13 protein-coding genes are annotated in these 20,925 nt (G+C 45.2%); 8 read left to right on the top strand and 5 right to left on the bottom strand.

Going from position 1 to position 20,925, the window contains the following annotated elements:
• Positions 1–257 precede the first annotated feature (257 nt).
• The 3 genes from QUA25_RS09515 (at position 258) to QUA25_RS09505 (ending at position 3,954) form a co-directional block, all read left to right on the top strand.
• The gene (locus QUA25_RS09515) at positions 258–908 is read left to right on the top strand and encodes an ATP-binding protein (protein WP_333037218.1); all 651 of its coding nucleotides are present in this window, start codon (positions 258–260) and stop codon (positions 906–908) included.
• 297 nt (positions 909–1,205) lie between these two features.
• Positions 1,206–1,544 carry a DUF3593 domain-containing protein gene (locus QUA25_RS09510; protein ID WP_333037217.1) on the top strand — a complete coding sequence of 113 codons (339 nt, stop codon included), beginning with the start codon at positions 1,206–1,208 and terminating at the stop codon, positions 1,542–1,544.
• Between the two features lie 325 nt (positions 1,545–1,869).
• Entirely contained in the window at positions 1,870–3,954 is a 2,085-nt protein-coding gene (locus QUA25_RS09505) for a serine/threonine-protein kinase (protein WP_333037216.1), read from the top strand.
• On the opposite strand, the gene QUA25_RS09500 is transcribed toward QUA25_RS09505, so the two are convergent.
• From QUA25_RS09500 to QUA25_RS09490, 3 genes are all read right to left on the bottom strand, one after another.
• A complete protein-coding gene (locus QUA25_RS09500) occupies positions 3,931–7,830 on the bottom strand; it encodes a DNA polymerase III subunit alpha (RefSeq protein ID WP_333037215.1) in 3,900 nt (1,299 codons plus the stop codon). The two genes, QUA25_RS09505 and QUA25_RS09500, sit on opposite strands and share 24 nt — an antisense overlap.
• Positions 7,831–8,018: 188 nt before the next feature.
• Complete coding sequence (locus tag QUA25_RS09495; RefSeq protein WP_333037214.1) at positions 8,019–8,438, bottom strand: lysozyme inhibitor LprI family protein; 420 nt, start codon at positions 8,436–8,438, stop codon at positions 8,019–8,021.
• Between the two features lie 16 nt (positions 8,439–8,454).
• Complete coding sequence (locus tag QUA25_RS09490) at positions 8,455–8,769, bottom strand: DUF2499 domain-containing protein (protein WP_006632397.1); 315 nt, start codon at positions 8,767–8,769, stop codon at positions 8,455–8,457.
• A 278-nt stretch (positions 8,770–9,047) separates the two neighbouring features.
• Between QUA25_RS09490 and csaB the strand changes: the two genes are divergently transcribed.
• The 3 genes from csaB (at position 9,048) to trmB (ending at position 11,631) form a co-directional block, all read left to right on the top strand.
• On the top strand, positions 9,048–10,085 hold the full coding sequence (gene csaB, locus QUA25_RS09485) for a polysaccharide pyruvyl transferase CsaB (protein ID WP_333037213.1): 1,038 nt from the start codon (positions 9,048–9,050) through the stop codon (positions 10,083–10,085).
• A 22-nt stretch (positions 10,086–10,107) separates the two neighbouring features.
• Positions 10,108–10,839, top strand: coding sequence for a Uma2 family endonuclease (locus QUA25_RS09480; protein ID WP_333037212.1), 732 nt, complete (start codon positions 10,108–10,110; stop codon positions 10,837–10,839).
• A 159-nt stretch (positions 10,840–10,998) separates the two neighbouring features.
• Positions 10,999–11,631, top strand: coding sequence for a tRNA (guanosine(46)-N7)-methyltransferase TrmB (gene trmB, locus QUA25_RS09475; RefSeq protein ID WP_333037211.1), 633 nt, complete (start codon positions 10,999–11,001; stop codon positions 11,629–11,631).
• Between the two features lie 148 nt (positions 11,632–11,779).
• Here trmB and QUA25_RS09470 read toward each other — a convergent pair whose 3' ends face one another.
• Entirely contained in the window at positions 11,780–13,294 is a 1,515-nt protein-coding gene (locus QUA25_RS09470; RefSeq protein WP_333037210.1) for a phospholipid carrier-dependent glycosyltransferase, read from the bottom strand.
• 308 nt (positions 13,295–13,602) lie between these two features.
• Between QUA25_RS09470 and QUA25_RS09465 the strand changes: the two genes are divergently transcribed.
• Positions 13,603–16,965, top strand: a complete 3,363-nt coding sequence (locus QUA25_RS09465; protein WP_333037209.1) for a CHAT domain-containing protein — start codon at positions 13,603–13,605, stop codon at positions 16,963–16,965.
• 34 nt (positions 16,966–16,999) lie between these two features.
• Here the strand turns inward: QUA25_RS09465 and QUA25_RS09460 are convergent, their stop codons facing one another.
• Positions 17,000–17,212, bottom strand: a complete 213-nt coding sequence (locus tag QUA25_RS09460; protein WP_333037208.1) for a hypothetical protein — start codon at positions 17,210–17,212, stop codon at positions 17,000–17,002.
• A 279-nt stretch (positions 17,213–17,491) separates the two neighbouring features.
• Here QUA25_RS09460 and QUA25_RS09455 point away from each other — a divergent pair, with 279 nt between their 5' ends.
• Entirely contained in the window at positions 17,492–20,800 is a 3,309-nt protein-coding gene (locus QUA25_RS09455) for a tetratricopeptide repeat protein (protein ID WP_333037207.1), read from the top strand.
• Positions 20,801–20,925: the final 125 nt, after the last annotated feature.

Below are 20,925 nucleotides of genomic sequence, written 5' to 3'. Positions count from 1 at the left end.
CAACGGATAAGTATGTGTAATCGATGCAGTTGGATTTTGCTGCCGAGGGCGATCGTTCTCCGTACAGGCGATAGGTAAATAAGCCAATTGGCTTAGACTCTTAAGACATATTGCTGATGCGCTGCCTTCTCTAAAAAAGATAGCATTTTTGTATGATCCCCGAAATAATACCGAGCCAGCAAGTATAAAAAAAGTACCAAATGTCTCGGCGGGTGGGAAAATAGGGTACAGCTAATACTTTCAGACGAGGAAAATAGATGTCCAACAGCATAGATCAACTTGCAGAAGGCGGCAGGGGGATCAAACTCATGTGGCAGATTGCAGACGAGCTCAGTTACACCCGGACTCTCGACAATCGAAATTGTTTGTCGCTGAGCAAAACTTACGAAGTAGAAGGTCGCAATCAATCCCAAAATATAAAAAAAGCTAGCGTTTTAGATGGGTTAATGAATTTATTAAATACCTGGGATTGGCAGACTGAAACAGAGCAGCAAGAAGAGCTGCATGAAACTTCTATTCAACATATTAGCCTGCAAGTCAACACAGATGTGAATGCTTTAACTCAAGTTTTGTTGTGGTTTGAGCAGTTGAAAGATTTATCTATCCCCAAAGAGGTTTGGTGTAAGTTTCAGTTGGCGTTGGCTGAAGGTTTCAGTAATGCAGTGCGCCACGCTCACAAAAATCTGCCAGTAGAAACTCCTGTTCAACTGGAAATTAGGGTGTTTAACGGACGGTTGGAACTCAAAGTTTGGGATTGTGGCCCGTGTTTTGATTTTGATGCTAAGCTGAAGGAAATTCTGGCAGCAGATAGAAATAACGGCTTGAATTTAGAGGTTTTGAACGATGCTTGCTTGATGCCTAGCAGACAGAAAACTTTGGAACCGTCTCTATTTCTAATTGCTGGGTAGCTTGGGAGTGAGGGACAATTGACAGACTGGCTCGGTGAAAAATGTGTTATGCTAAAAACGGTGTTAGGGGAAAAGTTACGGGTTTTGTCTCCGCGTGGGTGAGGGGTTTTGAATACTGCAAACCTGCTGCGGCTTGGGTTAAGAGCTATGGTCTTGGGTGATTCTATAGCGGTTTGATAGAAACGGGTGCATCTGTCTAATTAAATATTAAAAACTCAACATTAAAAGTTAAAAATTATTAACAATAATTTTTGATATTTTAATTTATCATAGTATCTGGTCGCTCACCAATTACTAATGATTTCCAAAGAAACTTTATTTGTTCTGTCTCTATTTCCCTACTTGGGATTTCTCTGGTTTTTGACGCGATCGGGAAAAACACCCCGTTTAGCTCTGATGGGATTTTACGGGACTCTCGTTTTTGTAGCGGTGACGATTCCCGCCGCAATTTACGCAAAAGTGGCCTACAACGAATCCCTAGCAAATGTCGATTGGCTGCACGGTTCTGCGGAATTATTCTTAACACTTGCCAATATTTTATTAGTTTTAGGCTTTAGAGAAGCAGTGATTAAAGCCAAAGCATCCTCACAGAAGGGCGGTGAGGACCCAGAGGGTCTTTTAGACGGGGGAGAATAGCCGGGATCATCTCAGCCTTGTATTTGCTCTGGGCAGAAATGCTCCCGAATAGCTGCAATTACCAGTTAACTGTTGACATACCAGTTTGTGAGCCGCCAACCTGCAAAATTTTAGGAAAGCATTAGAATATATGGAAACTCACATCAAGCACTTCTAGTGTCCTCACCTTGGTTTCTTGCCACGGGCTCAACCTGAGAGCCGAGATTTTGGGTTAAGAAAGCAAGTTTCTCAGGTATTATCGAGAATGGTGCTCTGGGCGTGAGTGGAAACAGACTACCATGTTGCTAAGTTTAGCTGTGGTGGGAATCTCCAGGCCGGAAAAAAGATGAGCTATTGCCTCAATCCCCATTGCCAAAAGCCGCAGAATGCTGACTCAACCAATTTTTGTCTGGCGTGCGGCTCTAAATTGCTACTGAAAGAGCGTTACCGCGCCATTCAACCTATCGGTGAAGGAACATTTGGCAGAACTTTTTTAGCTGTCGATGAAGATAGGTTGAAAACTCCCTGCGCCATCAAACAATTTTTCCCCCAAGTTCAAGAAAAAGCTGAATTAGAAAAGGCAACTGCACTGTTCAAACAAGAAGCTCACCGGTTGCACGAACTCGGAGAACACCCGCAGATTCCAAGTTTGCTGGCTTCTTTTGAACAAGCCAAACGTCTGTATCTTGTGGAAGAGTTAATCGAGGGAAATAATTTGTTTCAGGAGTTGCAGCAGCAGGGAGCTTTTAGCGAGGAACAGATTTGGGAATTGTTGATCAATTTGTTGCCTGTTTTGCAATTTGTTCATGAGCAGCAGGTAATTCATCGGGATATTAAGCCGGAAAATATTGTGCGGAGAACTCCCCAAACCTTGTGGGCGGCATATCCCAGCTCGACTCCTGGTAAACGAAAAGGAGGGGCAAATTTACCTCAATCTTCGGCTGGTATGAAAGGGCTAATTGTCGCTGAATCTCCTGCGGTACAGGGGAATGCCAGAGGGGGTCAGTTTGTGCTAGTTGATTTTGGAGTTGCTAAGCACATTACCGGCTTTTCTGAGGCGCAAACTGGGACGATAACTGGAACTGCGGGCTATGCGCCGATCGAACAAATTCGCAGTGGCAAGGCGTATCCGGCGAGCGACCTTTACAGTTTGGGCGTTACCTGCATTCACCTGCTAACTGGGGCGGTATTGAAGGATTTGTTCGATGCTTTGGAATGCAAATGGATTTGGCGATCGCACTTGGCGCAAAAAGGCATAAAAGTCAGCCAAAAATTAGCAACTATTTTGAATAAATTGCTCAAAGATTCAGTACGAGAGCGATATCAATCCGCTGCTGAAGTATTGCAAGACTTGGTAAAATTTGGGCAATATCCCCGCTCTCAAATCTGTTATAATTCGCCCGCCAAAATTGCTATTAATTCGCCAGTAACTAACTCGCAGCCAAATACAACAACCGCCGTCTCGGCCGCGCCGCCCCAGAAGATTCATGTTGTACCATCCGCTGGCAATCCGAGATTATTGTCCTCTAATAACTGGCGGTGCGAGCGCATTCTCCAAGGCCATTCAGCCCCGGTTAATGCTGTGGTTATTAATCCTCAAGGCAATATTCTCGCTAGCGCCAGCGACGATAAAACAATTAAGCTGTGGAACCTGCAAACAGGTGAATTCATCCATACTTTTTTCGGCCATTCCGCAACGGTTGATGCTGTGGCAATCAGCCCAGACGGGAGAATGCTGGTTAGTGGCAGTTTTGACAGAAAAGTGATTGAGTGGAAGCTGGATAAAAAGGCGATGATTCGCGAATTTTACAGCGATTTTGGTTCGCCATACAGTCATCGCTACGGCTCCGTGTACTCGGTGGCTTTTAGTTGCGACTCGGGAGCGATTGCGAGTGGCAGCGGCGACCAGAGTATTAAATTGTGGAACCAGCGCAATGGAGAATTGGTTCAAAAACTTTCGGGACATTCTGACAAGGTTTTATCTGTTAGTTTTCGTCCTCAAAGTATGATGCTTGCCAGCGGCAGTGCTGACACAACTATCAAGATGTGGCTTGTAGGTATTGGGGAGAGTATACGGACTTTTGTCGGTCATTCAGATTGGGTTTATGCGATCGCATTTAGTCAAGATGGAAAGACGATTGTCAGTGGAAGTGCCGATGCTACTATTAAATTGTGGAATGCCGATACAGGGGAATTAATTAATACTTTGATCGGGCATTCAGATGCGGTGATTTCGGTGGCGATTAGTCCAGATCGCGAAACTATGGCTAGCGGCAGTCGAGACGGTACGGTTAAACTCTGGAACCTGGAAACAGGAGAATGTTTGTGCAGTCTGGCTGGGTGCAATCCGGTGGCTTTTAGTCCTGACGGTCAAACTTTAGTCACCGGTGGGGATGGCGGCGAAGTGTTAGTTTGGCGCGCGTCTGTTTAGTTGGGCGAGATAAGTGACATACTTGTGAAGGCGATCGGTGTCAGGGTGAAGTAAACGACTGGCCCAAGAATTTACATTAAGTTGCGATCGCATTTCTCGAAACACCGCAGCATCCCCGCGATTGCCTAGAGGAAAAACCCAAGCATCAAATCCAGCCGACTTAAGACGGCTAACAGTTCCCTCGCCATCTTGCACCCACAATTGAGGGTTAATGCGAACGGGTTGACAAGAATATTCACCGACAACAATTCCTCCTACAGAAACGCTAGCACCTTCTCCCCGATTGGAAAGTTCTTGTAAAATCGCTTTGAGAGAATTGAGTTTTTTCCCGTCTTGTACTTGCTGCGGTGTCAGCTTGACAATCACCATTTCTAAAACTTCGACAGGTTTTGTTGGTCGTACAACGTTGACTGGTTCCGCCGCCCAAGAATTTTGTGTTTCCGGTTGCGCAGACCAAGAGTTTGGTGTTTCCGGTTCCGTCGCCCAAGAGTTTGGTGTCTGCAGTTGAACCCTCTCGATTTCCTCTGCAACCTGTACTGTTTCCACCGGCTTTGCAGTGTCTACAATTATCTGAATTTCCTCGCCATCTTTCTCAATTTTTCCACTAATCTGTAAGATAGCATTCTCTACAATGTAAGGCTTTACTTGTTCGTAAGCCTTGGGGAACACAACAGCTTTTATTTGATGTGTCAAATCTTCTAATTGCAAAATTGCCATCGCATCGCCTTTTTTTGTCACTACCATTTTGATAGCGCTGATCATGACAATAACTGATACTTTCCCCTTTTTATCTGCTAACTGTTCGACAGTCACCACATCGGGGTCTTCGTTTACTTGCATGAGAAACTTTAGGGGATGTTCTGATACATAAAAGCCAAGCAGTTCTTTTTCTAAACGCAATTTCTCCTGTTTTTCATAATCTGGTACCAATTTAGATTTTGGCGCCGACTCATAGGTATTGACCGACTTCCCGAAGCTATTGGCACCTAACAAGTCAAAAAGATTACCTTGACCGCTTTCTCGGTCTCTTTTGCGCTCTTGCGCCCATTTAATAACCCCTTCGAGGTCGTGTACTAATTGATTGCGGTTGGGTTCAATTTTATCAAAAGCACCGCATTGAATTAATGCTTCTAAAGCGCGGCGGTTGACAGAATGGAGATTTACGCGATCGCACAAATCAGCCAGCGATTTAAACTTACCGCCTTCTTGCCTCGCCGCTAAAATATTTTCAATCGCCGCTTCTCCCACATTTTTCACCGCAGAAATTCCAAACAAAATTTTATCCTTTGCAGATCCAGTCATCAGTTTGGGCAGCGGTGTAAAAGTAAGTTCCGAGCTATTAACATCTGGCGGCTCAACCTCAATACCCAGCTTGAGACAATTGGCAATATATTTCTGTACTTTATCCTGATCGCCCCTGTTAGCAGTCAGAAGTGCAGCCATGTATTCTAGAGGATAATTCGCCTTTAAATATGCCGTCTGATACGTGATATACGCATAGGCCATTGAATGGGATTTATTAAAACAGTATTCCGCAAATTGCAGCATCTGCGCGAACAGTTTATCAGCAATTCTTTGACTGACTCCATTCTTAGTTGCGCCGTCGATAAACGTTTCTTTTTGCTTCTGCATTTCATCAGCTTTCTTCTTGCCCATTGCGCGCCGCAGCAAGTCAGCTTGACCCAAAGAATAGCCCGCCAAATCTTGAGCCATCCGCATAATTTGCTCTTGAAAGCAAAGCGTTCCGTAAGTCTCTTTTAAAATCGGTTCTAATAGCGGATGATCGTACTCAACTGTTTTACCGTGCTTGCAGTCAATAAACTGAGGAATCAAACCTGCATCCAGCGGCCCAGGTCGGTAAAGTGCCAAAATAGAAGAAATATCATCCAGACACGAAGGTTTGAGTTTTTTCACTACATCCAGCATTCCAGAGGATTCTAACTGAAAAATACCTTCTAAATCTCCTCTTTCTAAAAGTCTATAGGTTTTATCTACATCATCGGGTAACTTTTTGATTCTGCCAAAAGTCTCTTGAGCTCTGCGCTCTATATCAGAAGGTAGCATTTCTGGATCGACAATTAGATTTTGGGTTTGCTTAATATAATCAACAGTTTTCTGGAGCGTTGTTAAATTTTTCAATCCCAAAAAGTCCATTTTTAGCAGTCCCAAAAATTCCAAATCTTCCATGAAATATTGGGTAATCACAGCACCCTCATTATTCTTTTGCAGCGGTACAAGTTCATCCAACGGCTCTGAAGAAATTACCACACCGGCCGCGTGAACCCCATAGGTTTTGTTGGTTCCTTCAATACGAATTGCCATGTCAATCCACTGACGAACTGGGACTTCAGTACCAGTTTCTGCATTTATGCAAATTGTATTTTCATAGTTGTCTTTAAATTCCTGTGCAGGTGTGTCATCGGAAATCATCACTTTAAGTTTTTCCGGTTTTCCCCTGGACACAGGAATTAATTTTGCCATTTCGTCGGCTTTTTTGTAGGGAATACCTAACACCCTCCCAACATCTTTCAATACAGCTTTTGATGTCATTCTGTTGAAAGTAATAATTTGCGCTACGCGGTCGCTACCATATTTTTCAGTAACGTATTTAATCATGTCGTCTCGCCTTTCTATGCAGAAATCGCTATCAATATCTGGCATGGATTTGCGTTCTGGATTGAGAAATCGCTCGAATAGTAATCCGTGGTGTACGGGGTCAATATTGGTGATTTTGAGGACGTAGGCAACTAGAGAACCTGCGGCAGAACCGCGTCCTGGCCCTACTGGGATATCGTTGTCTCTAGCATATTTTATGTAGTCCCAAACTACTAAAAAGTATTCCGAAAAGCCCATCTGCTGAAGCATTTTCAGTTCGTATTCTAATCTTTGTTTGTAGACTGGGGGGATTTCATTTCTGGTGCGGGCTTTGAGGCGTTCTAAGAGTCCCAGCCAGGATATTTCTTCTACATAAGTATCGGCTGTATGTTCTGGAGGAATTGGGATTGTGGGAATTCGAGCTTCTCCTGTGAGCTCGTATCTCGATACTTTATTTGCGACCTCTAGGGTATTTTCTATCGCCTCTTTGATTGTTTCATCATCCAAATGATCTCGAAACAGTTGCGCCATCTCGTCTGCGGACTTCAAATACTCAGTACCGCTGTAGCGCATCCGCTTGTCTTCTTCAATCAGTTTGTTGGTGTTAATGCAGAGTAAAGCATCGTGTGCTTCTACGTCGTTGCAGGAAATATAGTGAGAATCATTGGTGGCAATTATTTTAATCTTGAGTTCGCGGGCAATTTTGACGATTTCAACATTAACAATCCGGTCTTCCGGGGAACCGTGGTCTTGAATTTCTATATAGTAATCTTCCCCAAATACTTCTTTATACCAGGTGGCTACTTCACGGGCAGCATCTAGCTTGTTTTGTAGAATCATTTGGGGAACTTCGCCACCCAAACAAGCACTGGTGACAATTAAACCTTCGGAGTATTGTTTTAGCAGTTCCTTGTTGATGCAAGGTCGGGCAAAAATACCTCTTTCCGGCATTCCCTTTAAATGGGAAATTGTGGTTAGTTTGACGAGGTTTTTATAACCTTGGGTATTTTTAGCTAAAACAACTTGATGGTATTTTCTTCTACCTCGAACTTTTACTTCAATGTCGCCGTTGACGACATACATTTCATTGCCAATAATCGGCTTGATGTTTTTATTTCGGCAAACTTTGATTAGTTCGATCGCCCCGTACATCACCCCGTGGTCTGTAAGGGCGATCGCGGGCATCCCCAATTCCACCGCCCGTTCTGCGAGCTGCTGTAGCTGAGACGCCCCATCTAGTAAGCTATAATCGCTGTGAATGTGCAAACCAACGAAAGACATAGGGATTTAAAATATAAGATTTGAGAATTTAGATTTTACACCATTGGCGTGTCAAAGCGTAAAATAAAAAACAAAGCTTTATATCAATCTTGAGCTGGTTTGTGCTGGGCTTCTAGAAGTGCAAAAGATGAGGTTGTCGCGGTATTGAGGATTGAATGGGTAAATTATTCTCGATCGCGATCGAACTTTTACAAATTTGCTTGTTGCAAATAACGCTCCAAGTCTTTAACTCGTTCTTGTGTCACCCTCGCTCTGCAATAACCGTAAGTAGAAGCAGCCAAAGTTCCACCTTCAAACTGTCCCATTTCATAATTGCAAGATTCATCTCTAAACTTGAGCCAACTACGCTGTGCTACTATCAATCTTTGCTTTTGTTTGCTGTTGAGTTTGGGCTGAAGTTGCTGATATACTTGATTGAGTTTTCTGTCTGCTGCCTGAAACTCTTGACTGGAACACGCATTCTGCTCCTGTGTAGTTTGAGGACTTTTGCAGTTAGGCTGTTGGGCGAGTTGCAAGGAAGTGTTGCTGGCTTTGCTGGGAAGCAAAAATCCGGCTGTCAACAAAAGCAAACTCGCCGCAAATTTTACCCAAATAGTGCTATTTTTCACTTCGTTTCTCCTTTTTTTAATCTTTAATTTTCTCTGCTGGCTGAGCCGATCGCCAAATCCACCAAGCCGCCGCCCATAGAGTAAAATTGCCAATGAGAGTCATCGCCGCTTGCAGGGTAACGATCCATTCTAGGGCGGGAGAGTTGTCAAAATAGTGCCATGTACAGGCACACATAGCGCTGACAAGAGCGGGCAGCATTGCGGCGGAAAGGGCCCACCAAGCTCGGTTTTGAGTGACTTCGCCGTAAGTCCAAATTAACCAGATGGCGGCAATCCACTCGACGACGCTAGAGACGTGAATAATCCAGGTGGGAATTGACAAAGCGTGCATTTTTTGTATTGTGAACGAAGATGAAAGATTTATCTATCGGGACTTACGCAACTGTCATATAAAGTATGATGCGTCATACAATTTTAGATTAACGATTTGAGATTTTATTAGATTTGCGATTTGAGCTGACTGATGACGTAAAGCCTTGAAGCTTGATGACAGTAGCATTTTTTTGGGTAGTAGTATTATCAAATTTCAAATCTCAAAAAAATCTAAAATCCCCAATCTAAAATCTAAAATAGTTAGATTCCCCATCACAAACAAAGAAAAGAGTAGAAATGCGAGCAATTTTGTGCGGCTATTACGGTAAAGGCAACGGCGGCGACGAGGCGCTGTTGGCATCGCTACTGCAAATGTTACCAGATGAGGTGACGCCGATCGTCCTATCTGGCAATCCTGTCGAGACAAATCAGCGGTACGGGGTAGCTGCGCGCGATCGCATGAATGCGTTCCAAGTTCTCGAAGCACTCCGCACATCCGACGCGCTAATTTGGGGCGGCGGTAGTTTAATCCAAGACGCTACTAGCATTGCGAGCCCTTTCTATTATGGGGGTTTGATGGGATTAGCGCAGCGGATGGGCTTAAAAACAGTTGCCTGGGCCCAGGGAATTGGGCCTTTGAAGCGCGAAATGACTCGCAAGTTATCTCAGCGCTGTTTTGCTGGATGCACCGCCGTCAGCGTGCGCGATAAAGGTTCAGCTACTTTACTTGCAGATTGGAAAATTCCCTTTACTTTAGCGCCCGATCCCGTGTGGGCTTTGGAGAATTCTCCCGTGTCTGGTTTGTGGGATTTACCTGCGCCCAGAGTGGCTGTTTGTTTGCGTTCTCATTATACACTAACTCCCGCGCGTTTGTCAATATTAACTCAAGCTTTAGTTGACTTTCAAAAAGCAACCCGCACCTTAATTTTGCTGCTGCCTTTTCAAGCGTCTCACGACTTAGAAATTGCGAAACATTTACACGAAGCCCTGCCCAAAACGAGCCGCATCCTCAGTTTAGACGATCCGAGAAAATTGAAAGGAGTGTTCCGGGGAGTCGAAATGGCGATCGGGATGCGCTACCACAGTTTAATTATGGCAGCATCCGAAGAATGCCGCTGTTTTGGTCTCAGCTACGATCCGAAAGTAAGCCAGTTAATGGAAGAGCTAGAAATGCCAGGATACTTATTATCAGAATTGCCAGACGATCCTTATGTAATTAGCAAAACCTGGATGGAACACTATGCCAACGGCGACGCCTTATCTCCAGACCGGATAAAATTTATAGTAGAGCGATCGCTCTTTCATCGCGAAGTATTGCGAGCCGCGCTCCAGTAATCTCATTCAGAGGTGAAATACAATGACAGTCAGTACAGCCGACTTAAAAATTACCTGGGAAAAATTGCCAGACGATTTTATTTTAGACGAGGAACCTGTGGAAAATATCGACCAGCCCTTGCTCGCTGCCGCCTTGCGAGAAATCTTAGAAATCGCGGGGCTAATAGAAGCAGGAATATTAATTGCCCCAAATATGGGCATTTGTGCCACAGTAGATAGCAAGCTAGTTATCAAAGCTCCAGATTGGTTTTATGCCCGTAACGTCCAGCCGCTTTCTAGTCAAGAAATCCGCCGCAGTTACACTCCCAACTTAGAAGGGGAAGTCCCGGCGATTGTCATGGAATTTTTGTCAGCTAGTCCCAACGATGAATATTCTAGTAAACAAACTTATCCCCCCGGCAAATGGTTTTTTTACGAGCAAGTATTGCGAGTACCAATATATGCTCTTTTTGAACCCGCCAGTGGATTCCTAGAAATGTACCAGTTGGATTCATCAGGAAAGTATCAAGTACAACAACCAGATTTAAATGGTCATTATTGGATTGCAGGAGTGGGGTTATTTCTGGGGGTTTGGCAGGGAACAAAAGCTGAAAGAACCGGATATTGGTTGCGGTGGTGGGATGAGAGCGGAGAGATGTTATTGTGGGGAGCAGAAATGGTAGAAAGGGAACGGCAGGAAAAAGGAAATGTTCAACAGCGGGCCGATCGACTAGCTGCACAATTAAGAGCAGCAGGCATGGAACCAGAGGCATAATGCAATAATGAGCAGTTTAAATTTGTCCCTCTGCAATTTAATATTGCTCATTAATTAAAAAGTCTTGAATAACCTCGCAAAAATCAATATTTATCTGCGTTAATCCACGTTAATCTGCCTTCATCAGCGGATTAAAATTACATTCAGGAGACAGCAAAATTGGCAAGAGTAAGAGTGCGGGAACACGTCAATCCCCTATCAATTAGATATCAAGCATCTGCAAATCCCCCGGATTGGACTAAAATCTATGCAGACTTAAATTTACCGCTGCATTTAGATATCGGCTGCGGCAGAGGACGGTTTTTGTGGCACATGGCGCAAATCCAAACAGACTGGAACTTTCTCGGATTAGAAATTCGGGAACCTTTGGTAGAAGAGGCGAATCTTTGGCGGGACGAAAAAGGCTTGACAAATTTGCACTATTTGTTTTGCAATGCGAATAGTTCCCTGAAACCAATTTTAGAAACTTTACCCGCAGGTATTTTGCAGCGAGTTAGCATTCAGTTTCCAGATCCCTGGTTCAAGAAAAAGCACCATAAACGGCGGGTGGTGCAGCAGGAATTAGTCAACGAATTGGCAACTTATCTGGCAATTGGCGGCGAAGTTTTTATCCAGTCAGATATTGAGGAAGTAGAAAGGGAAATGTGCGATCGCTTTTCATCTCACCCTAGTTTTAAACGTCAAAACGGCGACAACTGGCTAGCAGAAAATCCCCTACCTGTTCCTACTGAAAGAGAAATTGCTACTCTGAAACGGGGCGAACCAGTTTATCGATCACTCTATCAAAAATAATTCTCGCTTTTGCCAACTCACCTTTGTTATAAATGTTATAACTTACATCTTGCACCTTGGTTAGGAACAGGCAAGATGCCTGTTCCACAAAACTTAATTTTTTTGTTGAACGGGCATCTTGCCCGTTAATAAAGGAATTATTTCTAACTTAAACCCAAGACGGCAGCCACATCCGAATTTTCCATTCCATTTGCGACAAAGGCAGTCCCAAATAGATAGGCATCCAGAAAGTAAAAGCACCGAAAATCAGAAAAATAATTGTTATCCCCATCCCTCGGAGTCGAGTTTGAGGGCTGTGCAGCCACCTGTCAACCCACCAAGCAAGTGCTAAGGCTGCAAACACAGAACAGCCCATATAATGGTACAAAAATATGCAGCGAGTGACCTTCACCCAAGGCACCAAATTAGCGGCCCAATTAACTATTAAATATAACCCCAGCCACATTTCAGCAGTCGGCGGAAACAAAATCGGCCGCTGCTGTTCTATCGTGTCAACCGAAGCCTCGCTGCGCGTTTGCAGCCACACCAAAATCCGGTGAACTAAAACTCCTATTACTAGCAGTAAAGCTAAGGTTGACAGCCACCAAAGCAATGGGTTTCCCATTGCGTGAACGTCAAAAATTGCCTGAGTTGCACCTTCAGGTAAAGGTGGCAACTCCGGATCTGGTTGGGCATTGCTGCTAGCCGTTTTGTAGAAGTAAACTATGGGGCGCAGCATCAACGGCCAACTGTACCACGCGGAACAGTAAGGATGTACATCGGGGCCGCTTTTAATCCGCTGGTGATAAGTCAAAATTTCCGTTTGCATCTGCCAGAAATTGGGAGTTGGATTAAAGTACAGGTGAGGAATCCAAGAGATGCTGTAAACTAGAATAGGAATAATAGCTAGACTCAAGCAGAGTTCTATAAAATTGAGTTTGGTCAGTTTTTGTACTGGACTTTCGGCAGGAATTAGAGGTGAATCTACCTCGCGACTTTGTTCTTCATTTCCTCTGTTACCCTGGATAAAACGAACTGCCCAAGCACAGATTAAAATTAGATAAGTACCGAAAAGGAACCATAATCCGTTCCATTTGATAGCCGCAGATGCGCCGAAACCTATTCCGGCAAGTACCAGCCAAAGCCAGCGCTTTTTGCCTTCTGCTTCTACGGATTTAAAAATAAATAACTGACCTAAAATCCCAAATAAAACTAGATAAATGTTGTTCAGCGCGTAGCGAGACTCCACTAAAAACAAACCGTCGAAGGCGATAAATAAAGCAGCAATAAAAGCAAAGGTGCGGCGCGGAACTAGCTGATAAGCTAGTGCTCCCACAACTAGGGGAATAAAGGAACCTGTGAGAGCATTCAGCCAGCGGTAATCCCAAGGGGAAAGCAGGGAGCCAGCCATACTGTTGACGGCTGTTTTGCCGAAAGGAAGATGAGTACCGATCCAAATGCCGATCGCAATTATGTACTGGCTCAGAGGCGGGTGAGCGTTAAAAAAAGGAGTTTTTGTTAGATAATTGTTGGCAAATTTAGCGTAGTAAACCTCGTCAAATACTAAGGTGTTAAATCGATCCAGTTCCCAAAAGCGTAGTGTTAAGGATAGGAGGAACACAGCGAACATTCCTAAGCAAAAAACTAAAGTATATCTGTTGAATTGTTTTTTGTTGATTTTCATAAAACAGCAGTAAATAGTAAATGCTAGATTTGAGGGCGATCGCTAATTTAAAATTCCTGAGTTGAGACTAACGTAAAATAGGACTTGTGCCGAAACCGAATTTTTTAGGAGAAACCAGGTTTTTTGGAACAACTCGGTTTCTTAAACCCGGTTTCTAATAATGCTTGGAGAGTGCAGCGAGAAGCAGTAGCGACTATTGTTTCACCCAATGCTCTCGATATAATTGGCAAGCAGGAAGGAAAAGGGTGCATCACAAGGTGCGATAGATTATGATAGCAGCTAATCATGTCTTTTTTTAGCGAGTGCTTATGAATCCCATACTTTCGATTTGGGGGCGTTGGGGGTTAGCTGTAGGTGCGACTATCCTGATGGGATCTGCCGCGACGCCAAATCCCCAGACATTTGAAAGTTTTGCTGATTTCTGTACCAACAAAGAGAATTTGACCCCTGAAGCCAGACATACGGTGGAGGTGTTGCTATCAAAAGCAAAAACACAAGAGTGCGATCGCGCTCAAAAAACCCTGACTAATCTCACAGAACTTTCCCTGATTCGCAATCAAATAGTCGATATCAAACCATTATCAAAATTCACAAATCTGAGAAAGCTCAACCTCAGTTTAAATCAAATAACAGATGTGCAACCCTTATCGGGACTGACTAATCTGAGATTTCTCGTCCTCAATTTCAATCAAATCTCAGACGTGAAACCCTTATCGGGGCTGACTAATCTGACAGAGCTTTTCCTCGAAGCCAATCAAATCTTAGATGTAAAACCTTTAGCTGGATTGACTAATCTCACAGGGCTGTCCCTCGCATCAAATCAAATTGTAGATGTGACACCTTTATCGAGAATGACTGAGTTAAATTTTCTTTATTTGAGTGGCAATAAAATCGCAGATGTGGAACCATTATCGGGATTAACAAATCTGATACTGCTTTTCCTAGAATCCAATAAAATCGCAGATATCAAACCTTTAGCGGAATTGACAAATCTGACCGCCTTAGACCTCAGTAGAAATCAAATTGCAGATGCCAAACCTTTAGCGGGATTGGTAAATCTGACAACCCTCGATCTCAGTAGAAATCAAATCCCGGATGGGGAAGCCGATGGATTAATTCAGAAAAACAAACAACTATTAAATCAAAAAACAGATGAAGCCGAGCGATTGGTTCAGGAAGCTAGGCGACTATTCGCTCGCGAAACAGCAGCATCTTATCAGGAGGCATTGCAAAAGTTTGATGCAGCGCGTTCGCTTTATCAAATGCTTAGAAATCGGGAGAAGGAAGCTTACACGCTGCATCAAATGGGCTTCATTACTAATAGATTAGGAGACAGACAGCAAGCCCTGGACTACTACAAGCAAGCCCTTTCTTGGAATCGGACTTTAGCCGATCGCCCTAAACAAGCCGTCATCCTCAACAATATCGGCGCCGTCTACTATGCTTTGGGAGAGAAACAGCAAGCCATCGACTACTATAACCAAGTCCTTTCCCTAATTCGGGAAATGGGCGATCGCCCTGAAGCAAGTATCAACCTCAGCAACATCTCCAACCTACCCGCAAACAGCGACACATCTTTGGGCGATCGCACTGGGGAAGCCACCACACTCAACAACATCGGCTTAGCCTACAACGATTTGGGAGAAAAACAGAAAGCTTTAGAGTATTTCAACCAAGCCCTTCCCTTATTCCGCGCTATGGGCGATCGGGCTAAGGAAGCAACTACCCTCACCAATATTGGCTTAGTCTATTCAGATTTGGGAGAAAAACAAACAGCCCTAGACTACTACAAACAAGCCCTCGATTTGAGACAAAATGCGGGCGATCGGCGTGGAGAAGCCCTCACCCTCAACAATACAGGTACTACTTACTCAGAATTGGGAAAACAGCAGGAAGCAGAAGAATATTTCAAACAAGCCCTGCCGCTGTTTCGCGCTGTGGGCGATCGTCCTGGGGAAGCTCTCACCCTCTACAATATGGCTAATATCAAAGGCGATCGAGGCAATTTAATCGCAGCCCTCACTGACATTGAAACCTCCATCAAAATCATCGAAAACCTCCGCACCAAAATTACCAACCACGAGCTCCGCATATCATACTTTGCCACCGTGCAGGACTATTACCAGTTCTACATTGACCTGTTAATGCAACTGCACAAAACGCAACCAAAATCTGGTTATGATACTAAAGCCTTTCAAGCTAGCGAACGCTCCCGCGCCCGCACTTTATTAGAACTTCTTCAAGAAGCAAACGCCGATATTCGCCAAGGTGTCGCCCCGGAATTGTTGCAGCAAGAACGCAATTTACAACAGCAACTCGATGCCTTAGAAACACGCCGAATCGAAACTCTAAGCCGCCCCAATCATACCCCCGCAGAAAAAGTAGAATTAGACCAAAAACTGCAAACTTTACTAGGACAATATCAGGACATTCAAGCCCAAATCCGCTCCACCAGTCCCCGGTACGCCGCCCTCACCCAACCGCAACCTTTAACCCTGGCCCAGATTCAACAACAAATCCTCGACGAGAATACAATTTTACTCCAGTATTCTTTAGGGAAAGAGCGCAGCTATCTGTGGGCTGTGACTAAAACAAGTATCACCAGTTATGAATTGCCAAAACAGGTTGACATCGAAAAAGCCGCCCGCAATTTCCGCGATGCTGTGACTAACCCGCGCTACCGAAACATCCCCGATCGAGTTACTGAAGCTAACAACACGCTTAGTCAAATTATCTTACAGCCCGTAGCAGCACAACTCGCTCAAAAACGCCTGCTGATAGTTGGCGATGGCATTCTCAATTACCTTCCCTTTGCGGCCCTCTCGCTCCCTGAAACACCCGGTAGAAATCCTAATCCGCCTTTAATTGTAGACCATGAAATTGTGCTGCTGCCTTCAGCTTCCACCTTGGGAATCTTAAGACAAAACTACAATGACAGACAACCCCCAACTCGGACTTTAGCAATGCTCGCCGATCCAGTTTTTAGCGGTGACGATGAACGAGTTAGAACCCAGTCTAATAGCGCCAATCCCCAAGCAATAGAATCAGTAAATCTCGGTTTAAGCCGCTCTAGCCGCGCCAATAACATACAGTTGAGCCGTTTAAAATTCACTCGCCAAGAAGCTCAAATCATTCAAGCATTAGTACCAGCCAATTCTCGTACCGAATCTTTGGATTTTGCAGCCAGCCGCGCCGCAGCAACCAGTCAGAACTTAAGCCAATATAAAATCATTCATTTTGCCACTCACGGTTTAGCGAATAGCACTAACCCGGAACTATCAGGAATCATCTTGTCACTGATAGATGAAAAGGGCAACCCTTTAAACGGATTCCTACGAATAACTGATATTTTCAATCTCAAATTAGCAGCAGATTTAGTAGTGTTAAGTGCCTGTCAAACCGGATTAGGGCAGAACATTCAAGGCGAGGGCATGGTAGGATTGACACGGGGATTTATGTATGCAGGGGCTCAGCGAGTGGTGGTGAGTTTGTGGAGTGTGGACGATGAAGGAACGGCTAAGTTAATGTCGAGTTTCTATCAGGGAATGCTGCAAAAAGGGTTAACGCCAGCGGCGGCCTTGAGGGCGGCGCAACTGGAAATGTTGAAGCAGGAAGAGTGGCGTTCTCCTTATTATTGGGCGGCTTTTACGCTTCAGGGGGAATGGCGATAAATTTTATGAAAAACCGTGATGATATCAAGTTTGATTAATTGCTGATAAAACCTATACGGGCATCGGGCATCGGGCTGGCAATGAACAACAGCCAACAGTCAACAGTCAACTGTCTTCCTTCTTCTACTAAAGTGTTAAATCGCTCTAGTTCCCAAAAGCGGAGAGTTAAGGATAGGAGGAACACACCGAGCATTCCCAGGGCAAAAACAAAAATTGATTTGTGGGATTGTTTTTTGTTGGCGTTCATAAAACATCAAAAAATAGTAGATGCTAGGTTTGGGAGCGCTCGCTAATTTAAAAATACTGAGTTGAGAATAGCGTAAAAATTACAATTATGACTTTTAACCTTCGCGGAGGCAAATCCGATGCGGGCGATCGCCCTTGGAGGATGGGGCACTACGTGCAGCGGCGGGTGCGATCGCACAATATGCCCCCGATGTAATCGGCACGCAGGAAGGGAAAGCGCACCTGATAAGCTGCGATCGACTATGATACCGGTTAACAAGGTTTGGTTTAAGGGGTATTTATGAATCTCAGGCTGTGGGTTTGGGGGAGTTGGGGAATCGCTGTAGGTGTGAGTATCCTGCTAGGAGTCCCGGCGGTGGCTATATCGAGTGCGATCGACATTAGTCAAGGGGTATCGCAGCAGGAAAGGGGAAACCGGGCGACGGATGCTGAAAAAGCCAGGACAGAAGCGTATCAACTGTACCAACAAGGGACGGCGGAATCTTTAAGAAAAGCGCTCGTTAGATATGAAGAAGCATTAAAACTGTTTCGGGCCGAGGGCGATCGCTGGAGTGAAGCTTTCACCCTCTATAGCATCGGCTTAGTCTGCTCAGATTTGGGAGAGAAACAGAAAGCGCTAGAGTATTTCAGCCAGTCCCTTACCCTGAGTCGGGCCCAGGGCGAGCCCTTGTTTGAATCTACCACCCTCAGCAAGATCGGCAGACTCTACTTACAATTGGGAGAAAAACAGAAAGCGCTAGAGTATTTCAACCAGTCCCTTTCCGTGAGCCGGGCCCGCGGCGATCGCAATGGGGAAGCCATGATTCTCAGAAGGATCGGTGAAGCCTACTCAGAATTGGGAGAAAAACAGAAAGCCCTAGAGTATTACAACCAGTCCCTTCCCCTGTATCGGGCTATCGGCGACCGCTCAGAGGAAGCTCTCACCCTCCGCAACATCGGCGGTATCTATTTGGCATTGGGAGAAACGCAGAAATGGCTGGAGTATTATAGCCAGTCCCTTTCCGTGATTCGAGCAACCGGCGATCGATTTGGGGAAGCTATGACTCTCAGCTTCATCGGGACTACCTACTCAGATTCGGGAGAAAACCAGAAAGCCCTAGAGTATTACAACCAATCCCTTCCCCTGTTTCGGGCTCTGGGCGCTCACCTTATGGAAGCTTTCACCCTCAACGAGATCGCCAAAGTCTACTTTGCATTGGGAGAAAACCAGAAAGGGTTAGAGTATTTCAGCCAGTCCCTTTCCCTGAGTCGGACAGTGGGCGATCGCAATCAGGAAGTTGAAACCCTCAGTAGCATCGGCCAAGTCTACTCAAATTTGGGAGAAAAGCAGAAAGCGCTAGATTATTACAACCAGTCCCTTACCCTGAGTCGGGCAGTAGGCGATCGTAATGGGGAAGCTTTCACTCTCAACAGAATCGGCATTGTCTACGGAGAGTTGGGAGAAAACCAGAAAGCCCTAGAGTATTTGGGCCAGGCCCTTTCGCTGAGACGGGCCCAGGGCAATCCCCGTGGGGAAGCTGTCACTCTGACCAACATCGGCCATGTCTATTCAATTTTGGGAGAAAAGCAGAAAGCCTTAGAGTATTACAAGCAGTCCCTTCCCCTGAGACGCGCAGCAGACGATGGGCGTGGGGAAGCTCTCACCCTCCTTGGCATCGGCAAAGTCTACTCAGAATTGGGAGAAAAGCAGAAAGCCCTAGAGTATTACAACCAGTCCCTTCCCCTGAGTCGGGCCGTGGGCAATCGCAATGGGGAAGCTACCACCCTTGACTACATCGGCCTTGTCTACTCAGAATTAGGAGAAAACCAGAAAGCGCTAGAGTATTTTGCCCAGTCCCTTCCCTTTAGTCAGGCGGTGGGTGATCGCATACAGGAAGCTCTCACCCTTTACAACATGGCTTCTGTCAAACGCGCTCAAGGCAATCTTACTGAAGCCCTCACTAACATTGAAGCCTCCCTCAAAATTATTGAAAGCCTCCGCACCCTAATTGCCAGCCCAGAACTCCGCACCACTTACTTTGCCACCGTGCAGGACTATTACCAGTTCTACATTGACCTGTTAATGCAACTGCACAAAACGCAACCCAAATCTGGTTATGATACCAAGGCCTTTGAAGCCAGCGAACGTTCCCGCGCCCGCAGCCTCCTCGAACTTCTTCAAGAAGCAAACGCCGATATTCGCCAAGGTGTCGCCCCAGAATTATTGCAACAGGAACGCAGTTTACAACAGCAACTTGATGCCCTGGAAAAACGGCGAATCGAAGTTCTCAATCGCCCCAATCATACCCCCGCACAAAAAGCAGAATTAGACCAAAAACGCCAAACTTTATTAGGACAATATCAAGACATTCAAGCCCAAATCCGCGCCACCAGTCCCCGTTACGCCGCCCTCACCCAACCGCAACCCCTAACCCTGGCACAAATTCAACAACAAATCCTCGATGAGAATACCATTTTACTCCAGTATTCTCTAGGGAAAGATCGCAGCTATCTCTGGGCTGTGACTAAAACCAGCATCACCAGTTATGAATTGCCCAAACGTGCCGACATCGAGACAAATGCCAGAAAATTCCGCGATGCTGTCACAGCTCCAAGTTCCCGAAACAGCCCCAATCAAATCGCCCAAGCCAACGATGCTATCAGTCAAATTATCTTACAGCCCGTTGCTGCCCAACTCGGTCAAAAGCGCCTGCTCATAGTTGGCGATGGCGTTTTGAATTACCTGCCTTTTGCAGCCCTTTCCCTCCCCGGAAAATCCGGTGAAAATGGGAATCCGCCTTTAATAGTAGACCATGAAATCGTGCTGCTGCCTTCAGCTTCCACCTTGGGAATATTAAGACAAAACTACAATGACAGACAACCTCCTAATCGGAGTTTAGCCATACTGGCAGATCCAGTTTTTAGCGCTAAGGATGAACGAGTTAAAAACGCTTCTTCAGTCACCACTCAGCAAGCGGTAGAATCAGCAAATCCTGGTTTAAGTCGAGCCAGAGACGATAAGAACGGACAGTTTGACCGTTTAAATTTTACACGCCAAGAATCTCAGATTATTCAAGCGTTATTCCCGGCTAATTCTCGCACTGAATTTTTGGATTTTGCAGCCAGTCGTGCCACAGCAACTAGCCCAAATTTAAGCCAATATAAAATCATTCATGTTGCCACTCACGGTTTCGCCAATAGCGCTCACCCGGAACTGTCGGGAATCGTCCTGTCGCTGGTAGACGAAAAGGGGAATCCCTTAAACGGGTTCATGAGACTTACTGATATTTTCAATCTCAAATTAGCAGCCGATTTAATAGTGTTAAGTGCCTGTCAAACCGGAATGGGGCAGATCGTTCAAGGCGAGGGGATGGTAGGATTGACACGGGGATTTATGTATGCAGGGGCTCAGCGAGTCGTGGTGAGTTTGTGGAGTGTGGACGATCAAGGAACAGCTACGTTAATGTCGAGTTTCTATCAGGGAATGCTAAAAAAAGGGTTAACGCCAGCGGCGGCTTTAAGGGCCGCGCAACTCGAAATGTGGAAGCAGGAAGAGTGGCGTTCTCCTTATTATTGGGCGGCTTTTAACCTTCAGGGGGAATGGCGATAAATTTTAGGGAAAACCAGCATCAATTCCAATTCCGGGCGAGTGTAAGTCCATTTGTGACAAGTTAAGAAAAAGTGCAAATTGTCAAGGGGGTAGACCAAAAAAGGTAAAATAGGATGAAACCTTTA

The organism is Microcoleus sp. Pol17C6 (genome assembly GCF_036701145.1).
Lineage (GTDB): Bacteria > Cyanobacteriota > Cyanobacteriia > Cyanobacteriales > Microcoleaceae > Microcoleus.
This window is presented reverse-complemented; position numbering and strand designations above follow the sequence as displayed.

Bases quoted from the DNA above. Each gene is read 5' to 3' on its own strand.
- QUA25_RS09505 (WP_333037216.1), top strand. From the start codon at position 1,870: ATGAGCTATTGCCTCAATCCCCATTGCCAAAAGCCGCAGAATGCTGAC.
- QUA25_RS09465 (WP_333037209.1), top strand. From the start codon at position 13,603: ATGAATCCCATACTTTCGATTTGGGGGCGTTGGGGGTTAGCTGTAGGT.
- QUA25_RS09480 (WP_333037212.1), top strand. From the start codon at position 10,108: ATGACAGTCAGTACAGCCGACTTAAAAATTACCTGGGAAAAATTGCCA.
- QUA25_RS09510 (WP_333037217.1), top strand. From the start codon at position 1,206: ATGATTTCCAAAGAAACTTTATTTGTTCTGTCTCTATTTCCCTACTTG.
- QUA25_RS09455 (WP_333037207.1), top strand. From the start codon at position 17,492: ATGAATCTCAGGCTGTGGGTTTGGGGGAGTTGGGGAATCGCTGTAGGT.
- QUA25_RS09470 (WP_333037210.1), bottom strand. From the start codon at position 13,294: ATGAAAATCAACAAAAAACAATTCAACAGATATACTTTAGTTTTTTGC.
- csaB (WP_333037213.1), top strand. From the start codon at position 9,048: ATGCGAGCAATTTTGTGCGGCTATTACGGTAAAGGCAACGGCGGCGAC.
- QUA25_RS09490 (WP_006632397.1), bottom strand. From the start codon at position 8,769: ATGCACGCTTTGTCAATTCCCACCTGGATTATTCACGTCTCTAGCGTC.
- QUA25_RS09515 (WP_333037218.1), top strand. From the start codon at position 258: ATGTCCAACAGCATAGATCAACTTGCAGAAGGCGGCAGGGGGATCAAA.
- QUA25_RS09500 (WP_333037215.1), bottom strand. From the start codon at position 7,830: ATGTCTTTCGTTGGTTTGCACATTCACAGCGATTATAGCTTACTAGAT.
- QUA25_RS09460 (WP_333037208.1), bottom strand. From the start codon at position 17,212: ATGAACGCCAACAAAAAACAATCCCACAAATCAATTTTTGTTTTTGCC.